Below are 20,327 nucleotides of genomic sequence, written 5' to 3'. Positions count from 1 at the left end.
CTGCTATGACACTCGGATATTCGACCGCGTGGGCTTCGCGGTCCGGCGATGCCACGATGTTTCCGCTTTCACCTGCGCAGTTGGGCATGTGGTACGCCCAGCACCTGGATCCCGGTGTGCCGCTCTATGAGGCGCAGTACATCGAGATGTGCGGACCGCTCGATATCGAGGTGCTGATCAGTGCCTCGTGTCGAGCGGCTCGTGAGCTCGGCTCCGGCCTGCTGCGCCTGATCGAAAAGGATTCGCAGCCCTACCAGGTCATCGACGATGGGCTCGAGACGTCGGTGGCATATCTGGATTTCAGCGCCGCCGCGGACCCTGATGCCGAGGCGATGCGCTGGATGCGTGCCGATGTCGCGACGCCGATCGATCTGCTCGGCGACCGGCTCGGCATCTCCGCGCTGATCCGGGTCGGTCCGGATCGAGTGCTCTGGTACTCCCGGGCGCATCACCTTGTCGTCGACGGGTTCGGCTCGGTGACCGGGCTGTATCGCATCGCCGAGCTGTATAACGCGGCGCTGGCCGGGGACGAGCCGAAACCCAGCTCGGCGGCGAGCCTGCGCGAGGTGCACGACGCCGAGATGAGCTACCGCGAATCGACGCGGTTCGCCGTCGACGCGGCCTACTGGACCGAGCGGATGGCGGGGATGCCGCAGCGCTGCAGCCTGGTCGATGCCGCCGCGCCCGCGCATGCGCTCGGGCGACAGCACCGGATCACGTTGTCGCAGGACCAGACCGACCGGCTCGACGCCGCCGCGCGGCGGTTCGGGGTCGGCTCGCCCGCGCTCGCGATGGCGGCGCTCGCGGTGTACTACGCGCGGGTGACCGGTCAGCGTGATGTGGTGCTGAGCTTGCCGGTATCCGGACGCACCACCGCGATGCTGCGGCGCTCGGGCGGGATGCTCGCCAATGTGGTGCCGCTGCGGATCGGTGTCACCGACTCCAGCACGGTCGGTGACATCGTGGACGCGGTGCGGCTGGAGGTATCCGGTGCGCTGCGGCATCAGCGCTTTCGGCACGAGGAAATCCGGGGCAGCGCGGGCGATTCCGGCGCGGCCGTCGCGGGGCGCGGATTTGTCGGTCCGGTCGTCAACATCATGTTGTTTCCGGCCGAGGTCGATTTCACCGGCGTTCGGACGAGCCTGCATGTGCTGACCTCGGGGCCGATCGAGGACTTGTTCGTCAACCTGTATCAGCACGGCGCGCAGAGCCCGATCCACCTCGACTTCACCGCCAACCCTGACCTGTACGACGCGGATTCCCTTGCACGCCACCATCTCCGCTTCATGACGCTATTCGAGTCGATGCTCACCGCCGACTCGGAAACGGCGGTGCTTGACCTCGAATATTTCCTCGACGATGAGCGGCGGCTGCACGATGGCGTGTACGGGCCGGAGGTTCCTGCACCGCGATTGCTGCCCGACGTGCTCGACGCCGGGCGGCGCGCGGCCGGTCCAGCGACCTCGGCGGTCGTGTGCGGCGATCGCACGCTGACCTACGGGGAGCTGGACCGACTGTCGAATCAATTGGCGCACAGACTGATCGACGCGGGCGCAGGCCCGGAGACCGCCGTCTTGGTGGCACTGCCGCGGTCGGTGGAATCGGTGCTCGCGCTCTGGGGTATAGCGCGCTCCGGTGCCGCGTATGTGCCGGTGGGTACCGGGAATCCGGCCGACCGCATTGCCAGGATGGCGGGCGAATGCGGTGCCCGGCTCGGCATCACGACGTCTTCCTCGGTCTCGGCGTTGCCAACTGATCTGTCCTGGATAGTGCTCGATGATCCGGATGTCTCCGGTCTCACCGATGCTTCGAACGACAGGCCGATGGCGGGCACGAGTCCCGCTGCGGACGAGCCGAGTACCGGACCTTCGGAAAGCCGTGCGGCGTTCGGCTTCGAGCGAGTAGGCCGACGGGTGTCAACGGAGCATCCGGCATACATCGTGTTCACGTCCGGGTCGACCGGTGTACCCAAGGGTGTCGTAGTTACCCATGCCGGACTGGCGGGACTTGTTGCGGCGGTAGGGGAGTCCTATGCGGCGGAGCCGGGATCACGGGTGTTGCACTGCCTGAACCCAAGCTTCGACGCCTCGATCCTCGAGCTACTGCTGGCGTTCTCGTCCGGCGCGACATTGGTGATCGCCGACGGGGACCGGGTTGCCGGTGCGGACTTGGCGGCGCTGATCCAGGACTTCGGAATCACCCAGTTGTGTTCGACACCTGCGGTTCTCGCGACATTGCCCGCGGGAGCGTTGAACGGCGTGCGCGCGGTGTCCTCCGGCGGCGAGGCGTGTCCGCCGGAACTGGTCGCGCGATTCGGACCCGGGCGGACGCTGCTGAATTCCTACGGCCCGACAGAGACGACGATCGCGGCCACCTTCACCGAGCGATTGATGCCGGATCAGCCCGCGGGGATCGGCAACCCGGTGCCAGGGGTCGGCCTGCTGGTATTGGACCGATGGCTGCGACCGGTGCCGATCGGGGTGGCGGGGGAGCTGTACATCGTGGGCGCCGGACTGGCGAGAGGCTATGCCGGGAGAGCGGGCATGACCGCGGAACGGTTCGTGGCCAGTCCGTTCGGTGCCGCGGGATCCCGCATGTACCGAACCGGCGACCTGGTCCGATGGAAGGCAGGTCGCCCAGCCGAACTCGCGGTGGGAGCCGACGCACCGACTGACAGCGTATCGGTAGCCGCATCCGAGAAGACAATTCGCTCAGCCGAACTCGCAGTGGGAGCAGCCGCATCGACTGACGGCGTATCGGCATCCGCATCGTCTACCGCGGGCGGGGGGCACGATGCGGTACATCCGGTTCTGGAGTACCTGGGCCGCACGGACTTTCAGGTGAAGCTGCGCGGGATGCGTGTAGAACCGGGTGAGGTCGACGCGGTGCTCCACGCGCACCCCGCGGTGGAGATCGCCGTGACGGTGCTTCGGCACACTGCCGCGGGCGGATCGACGCTGGCCTCCTACGTAGTCCCGGTCGAACGCGGCAACGGGGACCCGCGGCGCGGCGCGGCGGACGTCGATGTGGTCGCGCTGCGCGAGTTCTGTGCGCGGCGGCTGCCCGGCCACCTGATACCCGGCACGATCACGGTGCTGGACACCTTGCCCCTGACCGGCAACGGCAAGATCGACCGCCGCGCGCTGCCGGAGCCGGCGCCGGTCGACACCGCACCAGTTCGCGCCGCGGGCACCGACACCGAACACGCGCTGTGCGCACTGTTCGCCGAGGTGCTCGGGGTGCCGAACGTCGGCGCGGAATCGTCGTTCTTCACCCTCGGCGGCGATTCGATCATGTCGATCCAGTTGGTCTCGCGGGCCAGGGCCGCCGGGCTGATGTTCGCGGCCCGCGACGTTTTCGAGCACCCGACGCCCGCGGCACTCGCCAGGGTCGTCGCGGCCCCCGAACAGCGGGCGATGCTGCGGGAACTGCCCGGCGCGGGCATCGGTCCGGTGCCACACACCCCGATCGTCTCCTGGCTGCTCGCGCAGCATGCCGGGCGGCGCTTCGCTCAGTCGATGATGCTCACGATGCCGGTCGGAATCGACCGAGATCAACTGGTGCGCACCGTCAAAGCTGTGCTCGACCGGCACGACATGTTGCGCGCCACCGTGATCGACGGCGGACTCGTGGTGCGACCGGTCGGTGCGGTCGACGCCGACACCCTGCTGGTTCGCATCCCCTGCCAGGACTGCGATGACGCATCGGCGCTCGCGCAGGCCACCGCGGCCGCCACCGATCGCCTCGAGCCGTCGAGCGGCGTCATGCTCGCGCTGACCTGGCTCGACCCAGGTCCGGATCGTGCGGGACGGCTCGCCGTGGTTGCGCACCACCTGGTCATCGACGCCGTGTCCTGGCGAATCGTGCTCGCCGACCTGATCTCCGCCTGGTGGCAGGTGGCGGCGGGTGAGGAACCGGCACTGCCCGAGGTCGGCACATCGATGCGGACCTGGGCGCACGCGCTACACGCCGCCGCGGTCGACGACTCTGCGACCGCCGAGCTGCACTACTGGTCGACGGCGCTGGCGACCCCCGCCGCGCCACTCGGCCGCCGCACCCTGGACCCGACGGTCGACCTGCGTCGTGACCTCGACCGAATCGAACTGCGGATTCCGGTCGAAACGACCGCCGCACTGATCGAACGGGCACCAGCGACCTTCCGGTGTGGGGTGGAGGAAACACTGCTCACCGCCCTCGCCACGGCGCTGCGCCGGTGGCGCGGCGACAACGGACCCACGTTGTTGACCCTGGAACGACATGGCCGTGACGAGACCCTCGTGCCCGGCGCGGACCTCTCGCGAACAGTGGGCTGGTTCACCAGTCAATTCCCCTTGCGGCTCGAGGTCAGCGACCCTGACGACCTTGCGGCCGCGCTGAAGTCGGTGAAGGAGCAACTGCGCGCCGTGCCCCGTGGCGGGATCGGCTACGGCCTGCTGCGATACCTGAACCCGAACACGAGTGCGGCGCTCGAACCGAGCGACAGTGTGTCGCTCGAGCGTGCGGCTGCGGTGTCGAACTCGAGCTCGGGTCGCGCGCTGATTCCGAGCAAAGGCCCAGTGGCGGAACCGGAGATCGGGTTCAACTATCTCGGTCAGGTGTCCGACGCCGGGGTGGGCGGACCGTGGCTGCCGGACTCGATCGTCGGAGAGCTCGGCGGTATCGGTGATCCGGAGATGCCTGCCACCGCGGTGGTCTCGATCGACGCCGTCACAGTCGAGACTGCGGAAGGCCCGGTGCTGCATGCGGTATGGCAGTTCCTGCCCGCCGTCATCGACAGGTCGAGGGTGGAAAGCCTTGCGCAGCTGTGGATGTCGGATCTGGCGGAAATCGGCCGACTGCTCGGTGATGCGGATGCGGGCGGACTCACGCCGTCGGATCTGCCGTTGGTGGCCAGCACCCAGGAACAGATCGACGAATGGGCATCGAAATACCCGCCGTTCGAGGACGTGTGGCCGCTCGCGCCGCTGCAGCGTGGATTGCTGTTCCATTCGCAGCTGGCCGCCGGTCGGACCGACGGTTACTCGGTGCAGGCGGTGATTCGGTTCGAGGGCGATCTCGACACCGACCGGCTGGGTGTGGCCGCCACGGAACTCGTGCGGCGACACCAGGCATTGCGGACGGCGTTCCTGCCCGGTGCCGAAGCGCCGGTTCAGCTGGTGCTGAAGACCGTCACGGTGCCATGGAGCAGTGTCGAGGCGGGCCCGGCCGAATGCGATCTGCTCGCCGACGCCGAATTGGCGACGCCGTTCGTTCCGGACAAGCCACCGCTGATCCGCTTCCTGTGCGTGCGCTGCGGCCCGCGCGATGTCCGGCTGGTGATCACCAACCATCACCTGATCCTGGACGGCTGGTCGATGCCGCTGCTGTTCGGGGAGCTGCTGGCGCTGTACGAAACTGCCGGGGACAGTGGCGGATTCGCGCCGACGGTGCCGTATCGGCACTACCTCGAATGGCTCGCGACGCGCGACGACGATGCCGCACGCGCCGCCTGGAGCGCCGCCCTTTCCGGGTTGCCTTGGCCCACACTGGTAACCGCGGGCCGGTCGGTCGACGCAACGCGGTCCATGACGGAGCAACCCGCCCGCGATATCGACGTGCCGTTGTCCCCGGCGAATGCCGCTGCGCTGCAACGGATCGCGGCCGACTCCGGTGTCACCCTCAACACGGTGGTGCAGATCGGCTGGGCATTGCTGCTAGCCGAGCTGACCGGCGATCACGACATTGTCTTCGGTGCCACCGTGTCCGGGCGCCCGCCCGAGCTGGCGGACGCCGAACGCATGGTCGGCATGCTGGTCAATACCATCCCGGTCCGGATCGCCCTGTCACCTGCTGAGCCGGTGGCCGAGTTGCTTGCCAGGGTGCACCACGAGCAGGCGGCCCTGCTCGAGCATCACATGCTGGGCCTCAACGATATTCAGGCCGCGGCGGGATCGGGGCAGCTGTTCGACACCACCATCGTCTTCGAGTCCTACCCAGTGGACGCGGCGGCGCTGCTGGCCGCGGTGCAGCGGGCCGAGCTGCGGGTCAGCGGATTCCACGGCCGCGACGGCACGCACTATCCGCTCTCGCTCGCCGCACATGCCCGAGAGGGCCTGCGACTGATACTGACCGCGTCGACGCAGTACTTCGACGCCACCGAGGCGACGGCGCTCGCCGGTAGACTTGCCGGCATCTTTGCCGGCCTTGCCGCCGATCCAACCCGGCGCGTGGTGGCTGTGCACGGGTCCGATCCCGGCGACATCCTGTGGACCCGCCGACGGCCGCTGTTGCTACTGCCCGACATCCTGGCGGCTAACGCACGAGCGAATCGGGTCGCCGTGCGAGACGGCGCGACCCAGCAGGGCGGTCGCGCGGAACTGACCTACCGCGAGCTCGAAGAACGCTCGAACCGGCTGGCCAGAGTACTGATCGAGGCTGGCGCGGGGCCGGAAGACGCTGTCCTGCTCGCGACGCCGCGCTCGGTCGACTGGATCATCGCGGTCTGGGCGATCGCCAAATCGGGCGCGGCCTTCGTGCCGGTCGACGTGGCATACCCGGCGGAGCGGATCGCCGCCATCACCACCGACTGCCGGGCCCGAATCGGAGTGACCGCGACGGCATCAAGGGCGGAGCTGCCCGACTCTGTGTCGTGGCTGGTGCTCGACGATCCGGAAACGTCCGCGCGGACCGCTGCGGTCGCGGTGGGGGCGGTGTCGTCGGCCGAGCGGCGACGGCCGTTGCGGGCCGGGCACCCGGCGTATGTGGTGTACACCTCCGGCTCGACCGGGGCACCGAAAGGTGTTGTGGTCACCCACGCGGGTCTCAGCGGACTCGTGGCGGGGGTGGCGGCACGGGTCGGCGCGGCTCCCGGTGATCGCGTATTGCATTGCATGAACCCGAACTTCGATGCCGCGATCATGGTGTGGATGTCGACATTCCATTCGGGTGCGACCTTGGTCATCGCCCCGCCGGACGCGAATGCCGGTGCCGAGCTGTGTGCGGTGATCACCGAATCCGCGGCGACGCATGTGTTCTCCACTCCGGCGGTACTCGCCACGGTGCCCGGGACGGCGCTCACCGCGGTACGGGTGCTGGTCACCGGAGGTGAGGCGTGTCCGCCCGAACTGACCGCCCGGCTGGGCCGCGGACGAGCGCTGTTGAATTCCTATGGCCCCGCGGAGACGACCGTTGCGGCGACCTTCACCTCGGCGCTGCGTGACGGGGAGCCGGCGGAGCTGGGCGCGCCGCTGCCGGGAACCGGTCTTGCCGTACTGGATCCGTGGTTACGCCCGGTCCCGCTCGGAGCGGTGGGCGAGCTGCATCTGATGGGCGCCGGGCTGGCCCGCGGCTACGGCGGGCAGGCGGGCCTCTCGGCGCAGCGGTTCGTCGCGAACCCCTTCGGCACGGCCGGTGCGCGGATGTACCGCACCGGAGATCTGGTTCGCAGGCTCTCGCGCAACCGGCTGGAATACGTGGGGCGCAACGATTCCCAGGTGAAGCTGCACGGGATTCGGGTCGAGCCCGGCGAAGTCGACGCGGTGTTACGAACCTGCCCTGGCGTCTCGACGACCATTACCGTACCGAGGCCGGGACCCACCGGCGATCGGGAGCTCGCCACCTATGCGGTGCCGTCGGGCGAGACCGCACTGACGGCCGCACGGCTGCTGAAATATTTGTCCGGGCGACTGCCGAGGCATCTGGTGCCCTCGACGGTGACCGTGCTGGAGGCGCTGCCGCTGACCACGAACGGCAAGGTCGACCTGCGTGCGTTACCCGAACCCGAACGCGTGGTCGCCGATTACGTCGAACCCGTAGGCAACGAGCGGATAGTCGCCGAGGTGTTCGGTGCGGTACTCGGCCGCGACCGAGTCGGCGCCGACGACGACTTCTTCGCCCTCGGCGGCGATTCCCTCTCGGCGACGAGGGTCGCCGCCAGGATCAGCGCCGCACTGAACGCTCCCGTCCCGGTGCGGATGATCTTCGAAGCGCCGACCGTGCGCGGCCTGGCCGAGCGGCTCGGCTCCGAATCCACCATCGCGGATAAGCCCGGATTGCGCCAGGGCCAACGGCCGGAGGTGATTCCACTTTCCCCCGCGCAGCAGCGCATGTGGTTCGTCAACCAGTACGACCCCACTTCCGGCAGCTACAACATCCCTGTCGCGCTGCGACTCACCGGCCAGTTGGATGTGGACGCCGTGCGCGCCGCGGTGCGTGACGTGCTGACTCGGCACGAGGCATTGCGGACGGTGTACCCGGGTCGCGACGGCATCGGCCACCAGGTGATTGTCCCCGCCGATGCCGTTGCGCTGGAGTTGGATCCGATCTCGCTCGCCGAGTCCGAGCTGCCGGGCGCGGTGTTGTCCTGTGTGAGTGCGGGATTCGACGTGACCGCCGAGGTGCCGTTGCGGCTGCGACTGTTCCGGCTGTCCTCGGATACGCATGTCCTCGTCGTCGTTGCCCATCACATCAGCACCGACGGCTTCTCGATGGGCCCACTCGCCCGCGACATCATGGTTGCCTACGCAGCCCGGCTGCACGGCGTCCCGCCCGAGTGGACGCCGCTGCCGGTGCAGTATGCCGACTACACGCTGTGGCAGCACGACCGGCTTGGTGCCGAAGACGATCCGGAATCGATACTGGCACAGCAGATCCACTACTGGACCGACACCCTCGACGGCCTACCCGACCAATTGCCGCTCCCGGCCGACCGGCCGCGTCCACCCACCGCATCGATGCGAGCGGGCACAGTGCTGCGCGAGATCGACGCCGAACTGGTCGCGGGTCTCGATGCGCTGGCCCGCGCCCACCACTCCTCGCTGTTCATGGTGTTGCACAGCGCCCTCGCCGTGTTGTTCGCACGCCTGAGCGGCAGCGCAGATGTCGCCATCGGCACCCCGGTCGCGGGCCGCGGTGCCGCCGAACTCGACGACGTGGTCGGAATGTTCGTCAACACGCTGATCCTGCGCACCGAGATCGACGTCGCGGAGCCCTTCTCCGTGCTGCTCGATCGGGTACGGCGCATCGACCTGGACGCGCTCGCCAACGCGGACGTGCCCTTCGAACGACTGGTGGACCTCCTCGAACCGGCGCGCTCTGCCTCCCGGCATCCGCTGATCCAGGCGATGCTGGTGTTCCAGAATCTCGCACCCGTCGAGCTGGCGCTGCCGCAGCTGCGCGCCGAAGCGCTCGACCTCGATCAGCAGAGCATCCGTTTTGATCTGAGTGTGACTGTGGCGGAAAATGTTTCGTCCGGACTATCGGTTCGGATCACCTACGCCGATGACCTGTTCGATCGGGAAACTGCCGATGTCCTTGCCGAACGCTGGTTGCGGTTGCTGCGGGCCATAACGACCGATCCGGCAATGCCCGTCGGCGATGTCGACCTTCTCGAGGATGCCGAACGGGCCGATCTGGTAGCGCGGTCCGCGCCGGTCGCCGCCGAGCCACGCGTACTCGCGGATCTGCTCGCCGACGCGGTGGCCGCGAACCCCGACGGTGTCGCGGTGGTCGACGGTGCAACCACGGTGACCTACGCCGAGCTCGACAAGCGCTCGAATCAGTTGGCCCGCTTGCTCATCCGTGCGGGCGCCGGGCCCGAGCAGCTGGTCGCCGTCGCGTTGCGGCGGTCGCTCGAATCGGTGCTCGCGGTCTGGGCGGTCGCCAAGACCGGCGCGGCGTTCGTGCCGATCGATCCAGGTTATCCGGCCGAGCGGATCGAGCAGATCCTCACCGACTCCGCCGCACGTCTCGGCGTGACCGTGCGTGACGTGCGCCGGACGCTACCGGACGCGGTGCGATGGTTCGTGCTGGACGGCGAGACCATCGACGGTCTACTCGGCGCTACTGCGTGTTTGCCGATCGACCCAGCCGAGCTGGTGCGCTCGGTGCTGCCTGCCAACCCGGCGTACGTGACCTTTACCTCCGGTTCAACCGGTCGCCCGAAGGGCGTTGTGGTGACCCATGCCGGTCTGGCCAATCTGGAGGTTTCGCAACGACGACTGATCACGACGACCAGCGAATCCCGGGTCCTGCACGTGGCCTCACCGAGTTTCGACGTGGCAGTACTGGAACTACTGATCGCCTTCGGAGCGGCGGCGACCTTGGTGGTCGCGGGGCCTACCGCCTTCGGCGGCGCCGAGCTGGCCGAACTGGTGATCCGCGAGCGGGTTTCGCACATCATATTGACGCCGTCGGCCCTGGCCTCGGTCGATCCGGCCGGGTGCGATCGGGTGCGTGTGATCATCAACGGCGGCGAACCGTTGCCACCCGAATTGGTCGCGCGCTGGCAGGCGCCGGGCAGGCTGCACTTCAACGACTACGGTCCAACGGAAGCCACCGTCTGTGCCACCGGAAGTCGCCCGTTGGCCGACGGTGACGAGGTCACCATCGGCGGCCCCGTCGCGGGTATGACGGTGCTCGTGCTGGACGACCGTCTGCACCCGGTGCCCGAAGGCGTTGCGGGCGAGCTGTATCTGGCCGGTCTACCGCTGGCCCGGGGCTATCACGGACGTGGCGGGCAGACGGCGTCGCGGTTTGTCGCCGACCCGTACGGTGCGCGGGGCGAACGGATGTACCGGACAGGTGATCTGGTGCGCTGGCGGCACGGCGATCTCGAATATCTCGGCCGATCGGATCTTCAGGTGAAGGTGCGCGGGTTGCGCATCGAGCTCGGCGAGATCGAATCGGCATTGCTGACCGACCCGGCCGTCGATCAGGCGGTCGTCACCGTGCATGCCGATCGGGTCGTCGGCGAGTTGCTCGTCGCGTACGTGGTGCCGACGGAGTTCACCGAATTCACTCCGGAGCGGCTGAAGAGTGTGGTGGCACAGCGGCTTCCGTCGTACATGGTGCCATCGGCGATCATCCCGCTCGCCGCGCTGCCACGTACCGGCAACGGCAAACTCGACCGCAAGGCGTTACCCGCACCCGATATTCGCGCCGGCCGGTACCGCGCGCCGAACACGCCCGCCGAGCGAGCCATCGCGAATATCTTCGGTGAACTGCTCGGTGTCGCAAAGGTCGGGCTCGACGACAATTTCTTCGCACTCGGCGGCAACTCGCTCATCGCCACGCGGATCGTGGCTCGGCTCGGTGTCGCGCTGAACACGAGGGTCCCGGTGCGCGCGGTCTTCGACGCACCCACCGTCGCCGAGCTCGCCGAGCTCGTGCGCACAGCCGCCGCCGCGCCAGGACCACGACCCGGTCCGCGCACGCGCCCCGAGCACATTCCATTGTCGGCCGCACAGCGACGGATGTGGTTCCTCAACCGCTACGACCCGTCCTCACCCGCGCACAATGTGCCGGTCGCCGTGGAATTACACGGCGAGTTCGATCCGGCCGTGCTGCGGGCCGCCGTCGCGGATCTGCTGGCCAGGCACGAATCGCTGCGCACCGTCTACCCGATGGATGCCACCGGCGAGCCGTATCAGCACGTGCTGTCGGTTGCCGAAGCCACTGCGCCGGTATGGGTATCGGATATCGGCGCGCAGACGGCCGCCGACCGGGTCATGCGCGCGACCGCCAAGGGCTTCGACCTGACCCGTGAGCTGCCGTTGCGAGTATGGCTGCTGCGCATGGACACTCAGCGTTCGCTGCTCATCGTCGTCATGCACCACATCACCTCGGACGGCTGGTCGATGGCACCGCTGACCCGCGACATGATGCTCGCTTTCGCGGCGCGGCGCGCGGGCACGGCGCCGCAATGGTCGCCGCTGCCACTGCAATACGCCGACTATGCGCTGTGGCAGCACGAACTACTCGGCGACGATGACGACCCGAACAGCGTGGCGCACGGTCAATTGGAGTACTGGCGCGGCGCGCTTGCTGGACTGCCGGAGGTATCCGAGTTGCCTACCGATCATCCCCGGCCCGCGGTGCTGTCGCACCGTGCGGGCACGGCGGAGTTCCGGATCGCTACCGCAGTGCAGCAGCGGGTTCGCGAGCTGGCCCGCTGGCACGGGGTCAGCGTGTTCATGGTGGCGCACGCGGCGTTGGCCGTGCTGCTGGCACGGCTGTCCGGTGTTTCGGATGTGGCGGTCGGTTCGGTGACCGCGGGACGCGGCGACGGTGAACTCGACGATCTGGTCGGCATGTTCGTCAACACCCTGGTGCTGCGCAGCCGGGTGGACCCCGCGGCCTCCTTCGAAACATTGCTCGCCGCAACGAAAGAGGTCGACCTGAATGCCTTCGGCAATGCCGACCTGCCGTTCGAGCGGCTCGTCGAGGTGCTCGCGCCGACCAGGTCGACCGCGCATTCGCCGCTGTTCCAAGTGCTTCTGGTGTTCCAGAACTTCGATCGCGAGCCGGTACAGCTGCCGGACCTGGCGATCGAGCCGGTGGAGATGGCCGCGGTCGGCGCGAAATACGACCTGGAATGGATGCTCGCCGAGGAATTCGACGCCGACGGCGCTCCTGCGGGGATGGCGGGCACGCTGACCTTCGCCCGCGACCTGTTCGAGCAGGAGACCGCGGAAACCCTGGCGCACGGGTTCGTTCAGGTGCTCGCGGCGGTGACCGCGAATCCCGGCGCCGAGATCGGCGAACTCGACGTCAGCGCGCCGCCCGGCGCGATCGTGCATGAGCCCTCGCCCGCGCCATCGACGCGTCGTACCGAGCTGCCGTATCGGCCGCCGGTCACGCCCACCGAGCGCGCCGTCGTCGCGGCATTCGAATCCGTGCTCGGCGCGGACCGGGTCGGGCTCGACGACAACTTCTTCGAGCTCGGCGGCACCTCCATGGTCGCGATCCGGCTGGTCACCGACATTCGTGAGCGCATCGGCTTCGCCGTTCCGGTGCAATGGATGTTCGGTGAACCGACGCCCGCCGTACTGGCGCAACGCATCGCCGAGGGTGTTCAACCCGGCGTCGATCCGGCGCTGCGGACGGTGCTGCCGCTGCGCGCGACAGGAACGGGACCCGGCCTGTTCTGCATCCATCCGGCCATCGGATTGGCGTGGTGCTACGCCGGTTTGGTGCCGCACCTCGAGAATGGCTATCCGATCTACGGCCTGCAATCACCGGGCATCGCCGACGGCAACCCGGCTGCGGGTCCGCTGACCGAGCGCGCGGTCGAGTACGCCGATCAGATCCTGCTGACCCAGCCCACCGGCCCGTACCGCTTGCTCGGCTACTCCGCGGGCGGTCCGATCGCGCACGCCGTCGCCGTCGAACTACAGGCGCGTGGCGCCACCGTGTCGGTCCTGGTCATCCTCGACGGCCGCGCCGATATCGAACCGGAAAGCACCGTCGACATGCCGCCACCCGAGGCGCTGCTCGCGGAATTCGGCGGCATAGACCCGGCGCAGCTCGCCGATGGCGCCGACCTGCTGCCCGACCGCGCCGCGGAACTGCTGCACAGTGCGGGCGGCACCTTCGCCGCACTCACCGCCGCCGACCTGGAACGCCTCTACGCCGACTACCTGGACCTCGTCCAGCAGACGGCCGACTACCGCCCCGAGGTCTTCGACGGCGACCTGCTGTTCTTCAGCAGCACCGGCAACCGCCCCGGCTACCTCCCCAACGACGAAACCTGGCGTCCCTATATCACCGGAACCATCACCAACCATCAGGTCGGCTACGAACACAACAAGCTGACCAGCCCGCAAGCCGTCGAGGTAATCGGTCCGATCCTCGCTCGGTATCTGCGCGGCAGGTAGGCATCGGCAACGAGCCGGGAACTAGGCGACCAGGTCGGCGTATTCGCGATGCTCGGCGATGTACTTCTCGACGTACCAGCAGGTGGGGATGACGGTGAAGCCTTCGGCGCGCGACTCGTTCAACGCGTACCCGACCACCTCGGCGGCCACGCCGCGGCCGCGGAACTCGGGGAAGGTCATGGAGTGATGGAAGTCGCGCACCTTGGTGTCCTCGGCTTCGGCGTAATCGGCGTACCCGGCGAGGGTGTCGTCGATATAGATCTCGAAACGGGTATCGGCGACGTTGTGCTCGAGCCTGGTGGTCATGATCTGGTGAAACTCCTTCTCGGCCGGAAATGTTCCTGCGGCTGCGGTGTGGTCGTGCCTGGTCTACAGAATCGAGCCGGGGTTGAGAATGCCATGCGGGTCGAGCGCGTCCTTGATACGCCGGGTCAGCGCCATTACGTCGGGGCCGAGCTGATCGGGCAGCCAGGCTTTCTTCAATCTGCCGACGCCGTGCTCGCCGGTGATGGTGCCGCCGAGTGCGATCGCGAGATCCATGATCTCGCCGAAGGCGCGGTGCGCGCGTTCGGTCATGGCGGCGTCGGTCGGGTCGTGCACGATCAGTGGGTGGGTGTTGCCGTCGCCCGCGTGTGCGATCACCGAGACGATCACCTTGTTGCGTTCGGCGATCGCGGCGACGCCGTTGATCAGGTCGCCCAGGCGCGGTAGCGGCACCCCGACGTCCTCCAGCAGCAGCGGGCCGAGTTTCTCTACCGCGGGAATGGCGAACCGTCGTGCGGCGGTGAAGGCTTCGCCTTCCTCGGGATCCTCGGTGTGAAAGACCTCGGTGGCGCCCGCCTTCTCACACACGGCCACCATGATTTCGGCCTCGTGGCGGGCGAATTCGCCCGGTGCGTCCGAACGTGCGACCAGCAGGCCCGCCGCCTCGCGGTCCAACCCCATCCGCATCTCGTCCTCGACCGCGTTGATCGCCACCGCGTCCATGAACTCCAGCATCGACGGCCGCAGTGTCCCGGTGATGCCGAGAATGGCCTCGGTCGCGGCGGTCAGCGTCGCGAACGAGGCGACGACCGTGCTCTGCGGCGGTTGCGCGGGCAGCAGCCGCAACGTCAGCTCGGTGATCACCCCGAGCGTGCCCTCGCTGCCGACGAACAGCTTGGTCAGCGACAGTCCGGCCGTGTCCTTGAGCCGGGGACCACCGAGCCGCACCACGGTGCCGTCGGCGAGCACCACTTCCATGCCGAGCACATAATCGGTTGTCACGCCGTACTTCACGCAGCACAGGCCACCCGCATTGGTGGCGGCGTTGCCGCCGATCGAACAGATCTCGAATGACGAGGGGTCCGGCGGATACCACAGTCCTTCTTCGGCGACCGCGCGCTTGACCTCGGCATTGAGCAGCCCCGGCTGCACTACCGCAGTGCGGGTGACCGGGTCGACGGTGATGGTGCGCATGCGCTCGGTACTCAGCACGATGCCGCCGTCGACGGCGGTCGCGCCGCCGGATAGTCCTGACCCGGCGCCGCGCGGCACCACCGCGATCTTGTGCTCATGCGCGAAGCGCAGCGTCGCGGCGACGTCATCGGTGCCGGTGGCGCGCACGACGGCGAGCGGTCTGCCCGCGTCGGGGTCGCGCGCCCAGTCCTGCCGGTAGCCCTCCAGCAGATCGGAGTCGGTCAGCACCGCACCGTCGGGCAGCCGCGCGATCAGGTCATTGAGTTCCACACAGTTCACGGTATCCGCTGCTGGATCCCGCGCGGCGTGAACCGGAGCGGGAGGTGTCGGTGCCGGATCTCGCCGCCAGGATTGCCCCGCTTGCCGCGACGACTCACTGACCTGCGCGTCGCCGAGCTCGGCTGACTCCGGGATGGTGCCCTCGCTGTTGGGGGGTGGTGCCGCGGCCGTTTGGTGGTAAGAATTCCAGGCGAGGCGCTCGGCGTCGGAGGGAGACGTGATGCAGGTCGATTCACCGGACTACCGCGAGCTGGTCGCGGCGATGTTCTCGCACGAGTTCGTCGACGGTGGCATCGACGAGAGCGTGCTACGCCGAATCCATGCGGGCCGGTTCGACGAATGGATCACCGCGCTGGATCGTTCGGGGGTATTCGACAAGGCGGCGCTGGCGACCGTTGCCGAGCAGTGGCGGCGCGACCCGCTCGTCCTGCTCGACGCATTGCTGGACGAGGCCGACGACGTGACGCGCAGGCGCTGCCTGGCCACCTGGTCGGCCCTCGATCTTCGTCCTCCGCTCACCCAAATCGGCTGAATCCGGCCGGTCGACCGGCCGGTTTGCCGGGCGATCACTTTGTGGACACTTGCCGCTGCCATGCTGGCGGCGTGCCAGGCCTCGCGACGACCACCGACACCGTGGCGGACAGGTTCACCCGGTGGTGCGAGGCTGTCGTCGCGCGCCTGCCCTTGGGCCTCGATCGTCTTGTCGCCCCGACCATTCTCGGTTTCGCGCTGATCAACAGCTTCACCTTCGGCGTCGATCTGGTGTTGCTCACGGTGCTCCACGGCTGGTGGGGACTACCGGTCTGGCTGTCGGTCACCGTGGCCTATGTGTGCGCCTTCGGATTGAGCTTCGTGCTCAACCGCACCTTCAATTTCCATTCGCATGCGCCGGTCGGCAAGCAGGCGGTGGTGTACGCGGTGGTGGTCGCGATCAACTACATCGCGTTCATCCTCGGTGTCGGCAGTGGACTGACCGCCCTCGGCCTCGAATACCACCTGTCCAGGCTGCTGGCGGGCGGCTGCGAAGCGGTCTACATGTACAGCGCGATGCGCTGGGTGGTGTTCCGCCGTAAGGACGTCGAAGCTTCGCCGACAGTCCGCTAGCGCAGCAGCTCGATTCGGTCGCCATCGACCACCACGACATCGTCATCAGTGAGCGCCCAATGCGGTGTGCCCGCGGCGCGATAGCGAGCGGCCAGCCGATTGCCGTAGCCATCCGGATCCGTCGCGGAGTCGATGTGCGGCACGATCCGGCGCTCTACCAATCCCATTCCGTCCCACTGCGGTTCGACGCCGCAGGTGGGTGCGACTTCGGCTGGATCGTCCATGTCGTCGAGGCCGTGCAGGTCAGGGCCCATGATGCAGGCTCCCGCACTGTAGCCCGCGTACACCAGCGTGTCGGCGGCCAGTAGCTTGCGCAGCACCAGATCCGCTCCGCTGCGGGCGAATTGGGCGCGCAGCACGAAGGTATTGCCGCCGCGTACCCACACCAGCGGGTAGTCGGCCAGCGTCTGCTCCAGTTCCGTAGCACATCCGATGTAGTCGCGCAGGTCGAGCGTCTCGGGCGTATAGCCCAGCTTGCGCAGCGGCACCGTATCGCTGGTGACCGCGCCCGCCCATACCTCGGGCCAGGCGTCACACGCGTTGGGAATCACCGCAACTCGGCCCGGCTCGCCGACGAGCGCGGCGAGCCGGTGGTAATGCGCCCCGAATCGGTAGCTGGACAGGAACAGTCGCACGGCGGTTCAGATTGTGAAGGCCAGATTGCGCACCAGTCGCAGGCCCAGCTGTTCGTCGCCGCTGATGGCGATCGCGTCGAGGTGCTCGTCGGCGGTTGTCCGGCCGCCGCCGAGGCGTACGAAAAGCCCGGAATCCAAACGGATCTCGACGTCGGCAGGCGCATCGAACGCGTCCACGTACGCCGCGCGGCCGTGCACCTCGATATGCAACGTCCTGGCCAGCGGGCCGGTGAGCTCGAAGGTGATCCGCGCGCCGTCCTGCGCCTTGCCACGCTTGACGACCACGCGCGGGATCGAACCGGCGAACTCGGTGAACGCCAGCTCACCGCGCCTGCCGCCCTCGTCGACGGACGTGCCGAGCGCGTCGGCGATATCGAATTCGTGCATCCAGCAGTCGAACAGCCGCACCCGCATGAACCGGCCGTAGCTGATCTGGCCGATCGGTGACAGGGTTTCGGCCTGCCATTCGGTGTCGCCGAGCGCCGCGAGCGCCTTGCGCCTGCGGTCGATGACGTCGCCATAGAGCTCGAGCAACCGGCGACCCGACAGCGGGCGCAGCCGATCCACCCAGATCTCATTGAGTACGGCGGTGTCGTTACGCACGTGCGGGAGCGTGCGCACGTCGGTCTTCTCCCTGGTCGGGTCGTGCGCGGGCGGGCGCTCGCCGAGCAGCCACGATTCGGTGCCGATGACGTGGGCGACCACATCGAACGCGGTCCAGCCCGGCAGTGGAGACGGTGTGCGCCAACGGTTCTCGTCGAGATCCGAGACCAGCGCCGCAATCGCGTCCCACTGTTCGGACAGCTTGCCGATCAGCTCGGTCCGGTCCAGGGTCGGGTCGGTCATCCTTGCGTTCCTTCCTCGGCGCGGCCCGTTGGCTTCGCCTCGCTGGTGCTCGACTCTTCTTCTTTGTCCAGTGCCGCGATCCCACCCGTGATGGCAGCGGCGGTGGAGGCCGGATCATGCGGGCGGCGCAGCAGCAGTCCGGCCGCAAAGCTCAGCTTGTCGCCGTGCCTGCGCGGGATCACGTGCAGATGCACGTGTGGCACGGTTTGGAAGGCCGCGGTGCCGTCGTTGAGTACGAGATTGGCGCCGTCGGCGGCCAGGCTGCTGCGGCGAATGGCCAGCGCGAGCCGGTGGCCCGCTCGAAAGATATGTGCGCCGAGGTCGGCATCCAGATCCTCGAGTTCGGTGGCGTGCCGCTTCGGGATCACCAGGGTGTGGCCGCGGGCAATGGGGCGGATGTCGAGGAAGGCGCACAGCGTGTCGTCCTCGTAGACCTTCGTCGCCGGGGCTTCGCCCGCCGCGATGCGGCAGAAGACGCAGTCGTTCACATCGCCGACCATACGGCGTAAGAGGAGCGCGGCATACCCCGAATCCGGCATTCGGCATGATGCACGTCACTGTCCGTCGGCGTCTCGAGCCCCTGACCAGTTCTCGAACCTGGGGGTAAGTAAAGGACCTTTTTGTTCGGTCTTGTCGCCCTCACCTGCGGCGACAACCATCGGGACACAGACAGTCCCGATCGATCGACCGTGCCGGAGGTACCGACCATGTCCACCCCAATGCCCCGAAACCGGCATACCGGCGGAATCCGGCATCAGCTTGTGACGGGCATCTCAGCTACGCTCACCGCGAGCCGGGTACAGTTGCGAGGATTTGGACGAACTTACTCAGAAGTAACATCGTCCGGCCGTCGTCCAGTTGCCTGAAGCTCAGCACGAGAAGGAAGTCTGACAAGTGGAGACAACGCAGAGCGTAGGCGATCAGTCGCCACGTGGAGCGCGTGTCGGAGTCGTTCGCGAGTCTAACGCGGGCGAACGGCGTGTCGCATTGGTGCCGAAGATCATCCCGAGCCTGCTGAAGCACGGCGTTGAAGTGGTGGTCGAATCAGGCGCCGGTCTCGGTGCGCTCATTCCCGACGCCGCATATATCGAGGCAGGCGCGACGATCGGCGACCCGTGGTCGGCCGAGGTGGTCGTGAAGGTGGCGCCGCCGAGCGATGCCGAGGTGGCGAAGCTGTCCAGCGGACAGACTCTCATCGGCTTCCTCGCCCCGCGCAACGCCGAGAACCAGATCGATGCGCTGAAGTCCGCTGGGGTGCAAGCCTTCGCGGTCGAGGCCATCCCGCGTATCTCGCGGGCCCAGGTGATGGACGCACTGTCCTCGCAGGCCAATGTCGCCGGTTATAAGGCCGTGCTGCTTGCGGCGTCGGAATCGACCCGCTTCTTCCCGATGCTCACCACCGCGGCGGGCACCGTGAAGCCCGCGACCGTGCTGGTGCTCGGCGTCGGTGTCGCCGGACTGCAGGCGCTGGCCACGGCCAAGCGCCTCGGTGGCCGCACCACCGGCTATGACGTGCGTCCCGAGGTCGCCGATCAGGTGCGCTCGGTCGGTGCGCAGTGGCTGGATCTCGGCATCGACGCCGCCGGTGAGGGTGGGTACGCCCGCGAACTCACCGATGAGGAAAAGGCGAAGCAGCAGCAGGCTTTGGAAGACGCGATCAAGGGCTTCGACGTGGTGATCACGACCGCGTTGGTGCCGGGCCGCCCGGCCCCGCGCCTGGTCACCGCCGCGGCGGTCGAGGGTATGAAGCCCGGCAGCGTGATCGTCGACCTGGCCGGTGAGACCGGCGGTAACTGTGAGCTCACCGAACCGGGTGAGGTCGTGGTCAAGCACGAGGTCACCATTGCCTCGCCGCTGAACCTGCCCGCCACCATGCCCGAGCATGCCAGCGAGCTGTATTCGAAGAACATTTCGGCGCTGCTGGAACTGATGTTGGTCGACGGGAAGCTCGCGCCCGACTTCGGTGATCAGGTGCTCGCGGATTCCTGCGTCACTCGTGAGCGAGGCTTGCCGAGCGAACCGACGAGCGAAAGCGTGGAAGCCTGATGTACACCGAACTTCTCGCGAATATCGCGATCCTGGTGCTTTCCGGGTTCGTCGGCTTCGCCGTCATCTCCAAGGTGCCCAACACCTTGCATACCCCACTCATGTCGGGCACCAACGCCATTCACGGCATCGTCGTGCTCGGTGCGCTGGTGACCCTCGGCAACGTCGAGGATCCCTCGATCCTGACGCAGATCATCCTGTTCGTCGCCGTGGTGTTCGGAACGCTGAACGTCATCGGTGGTTTTGTGGTCACCGACCGCATGCTCGGCATGTTCAAGGGCAAGAAGGCCGCTGCGCCGGTGAAGGCGGATAACTGATGCATACC

The 20,327-nt window shown here is 67.7% G+C and carries 10 protein-coding genes; 5 read left to right on the top strand and 5 right to left on the bottom strand.

Annotation, left to right across the window (positions count from 1 at the left end; all coding sequences use genetic code 11):
- Positions 1-5: 5 nt before the first annotated feature.
- Complete coding sequence (locus tag ACFQZZ_RS30040) at positions 6-13,634, top strand: amino acid adenylation domain-containing protein (RefSeq protein WP_378687453.1); 13,629 nt, start codon at positions 6-8, stop codon at positions 13,632-13,634.
- A 21-nt stretch (positions 13,635-13,655) separates the two neighbouring features.
- Here the strand turns inward: ACFQZZ_RS30040 and ACFQZZ_RS30035 are convergent, their stop codons facing one another.
- Positions 13,656-13,940, bottom strand: coding sequence for a GNAT family N-acetyltransferase (locus ACFQZZ_RS30035; protein ID WP_378687451.1), 285 nt, complete (start codon positions 13,938-13,940; stop codon positions 13,656-13,658).
- 63 nt (positions 13,941-14,003) lie between these two features.
- Positions 14,004-15,362 (bottom strand): FAD-binding oxidoreductase, encoded by a 1,359-nt coding sequence (locus ACFQZZ_RS30030; RefSeq protein WP_378687450.1) that lies wholly within the window; start codon positions 15,360-15,362, stop codon positions 14,004-14,006.
- A gap of 229 nt (positions 15,363-15,591) precedes the next feature.
- Between ACFQZZ_RS30030 and ACFQZZ_RS30025 the strand changes: the two genes are divergently transcribed.
- Together ACFQZZ_RS30025 and ACFQZZ_RS30020 are read left to right on the top strand one after the other, a co-directional pair.
- A complete protein-coding gene (locus ACFQZZ_RS30025; protein WP_378687449.1) occupies positions 15,592-15,903 on the top strand; it encodes a hypothetical protein in 312 nt (103 codons plus the stop codon).
- Between the two features lie 71 nt (positions 15,904-15,974).
- Positions 15,975-16,475, top strand: coding sequence for a GtrA family protein (locus ACFQZZ_RS30020; RefSeq protein ID WP_378687447.1), 501 nt, complete (start codon positions 15,975-15,977; stop codon positions 16,473-16,475).
- Here the strand turns inward: ACFQZZ_RS30020 and ACFQZZ_RS30015 are convergent.
- Genes ACFQZZ_RS30015 through ACFQZZ_RS30005 form a run of 3 tightly spaced genes read right to left on the bottom strand, consistent with a single transcriptional unit; the run spans position 16,472 to position 18,444 of the window.
- Positions 16,472-17,110 carry a Type 1 glutamine amidotransferase-like domain-containing protein gene (locus ACFQZZ_RS30015; protein ID WP_378687446.1) on the bottom strand — a complete coding sequence of 213 codons (639 nt, stop codon included), beginning with the start codon at positions 17,108-17,110 and terminating at the stop codon, positions 16,472-16,474. The two genes, ACFQZZ_RS30020 and ACFQZZ_RS30015, sit on opposite strands and share 4 nt — an antisense overlap.
- A 6-nt stretch (positions 17,111-17,116) precedes the next feature.
- Positions 17,117-17,956 carry a maleylpyruvate isomerase family mycothiol-dependent enzyme gene (locus ACFQZZ_RS30010; protein WP_378687444.1) on the bottom strand — a complete coding sequence of 280 codons (840 nt, stop codon included), beginning with the start codon at positions 17,954-17,956 and terminating at the stop codon, positions 17,117-17,119.
- Positions 17,953-18,444 (bottom strand): HIT family protein, encoded by a 492-nt coding sequence (locus tag ACFQZZ_RS30005; protein ID WP_378687442.1) that lies wholly within the window; start codon positions 18,442-18,444, stop codon positions 17,953-17,955. Before ACFQZZ_RS30005 ends, ACFQZZ_RS30010 begins: the two co-directional genes overlap by 4 nt.
- 406 nt (positions 18,445-18,850) lie before the next feature.
- Between ACFQZZ_RS30005 and ACFQZZ_RS30000 the strand changes: the two genes are divergently transcribed.
- Positions 18,851-20,002: a Re/Si-specific NAD(P)(+) transhydrogenase subunit alpha gene (locus ACFQZZ_RS30000; protein WP_378687440.1), complete on the top strand. Its 1,152-nt coding sequence runs from the start codon at positions 18,851-18,853 to the stop codon at positions 20,000-20,002.
- Entirely contained in the window at positions 20,002-20,319 is a 318-nt protein-coding gene (locus ACFQZZ_RS29995; protein ID WP_378687439.1) for an NAD(P) transhydrogenase subunit alpha, read from the top strand. The genes ACFQZZ_RS30000 and ACFQZZ_RS29995 overlap by 1 nt, the downstream gene beginning before the upstream one ends.
- The last annotated feature ends 8 nt before the right edge of the window (positions 20,320-20,327 follow it).

It is taken from the genome of Nocardia sp. GCM10030253 (assembly GCF_042675075.1).
Classification (GTDB): Bacteria; Actinomycetota; Actinomycetes; order Mycobacteriales; family Mycobacteriaceae; genus Nocardia.
The sequence above is the reverse complement of the archived record's forward strand: the minus strand, read 5'-3'. Positions and strand labels throughout refer to the sequence as shown.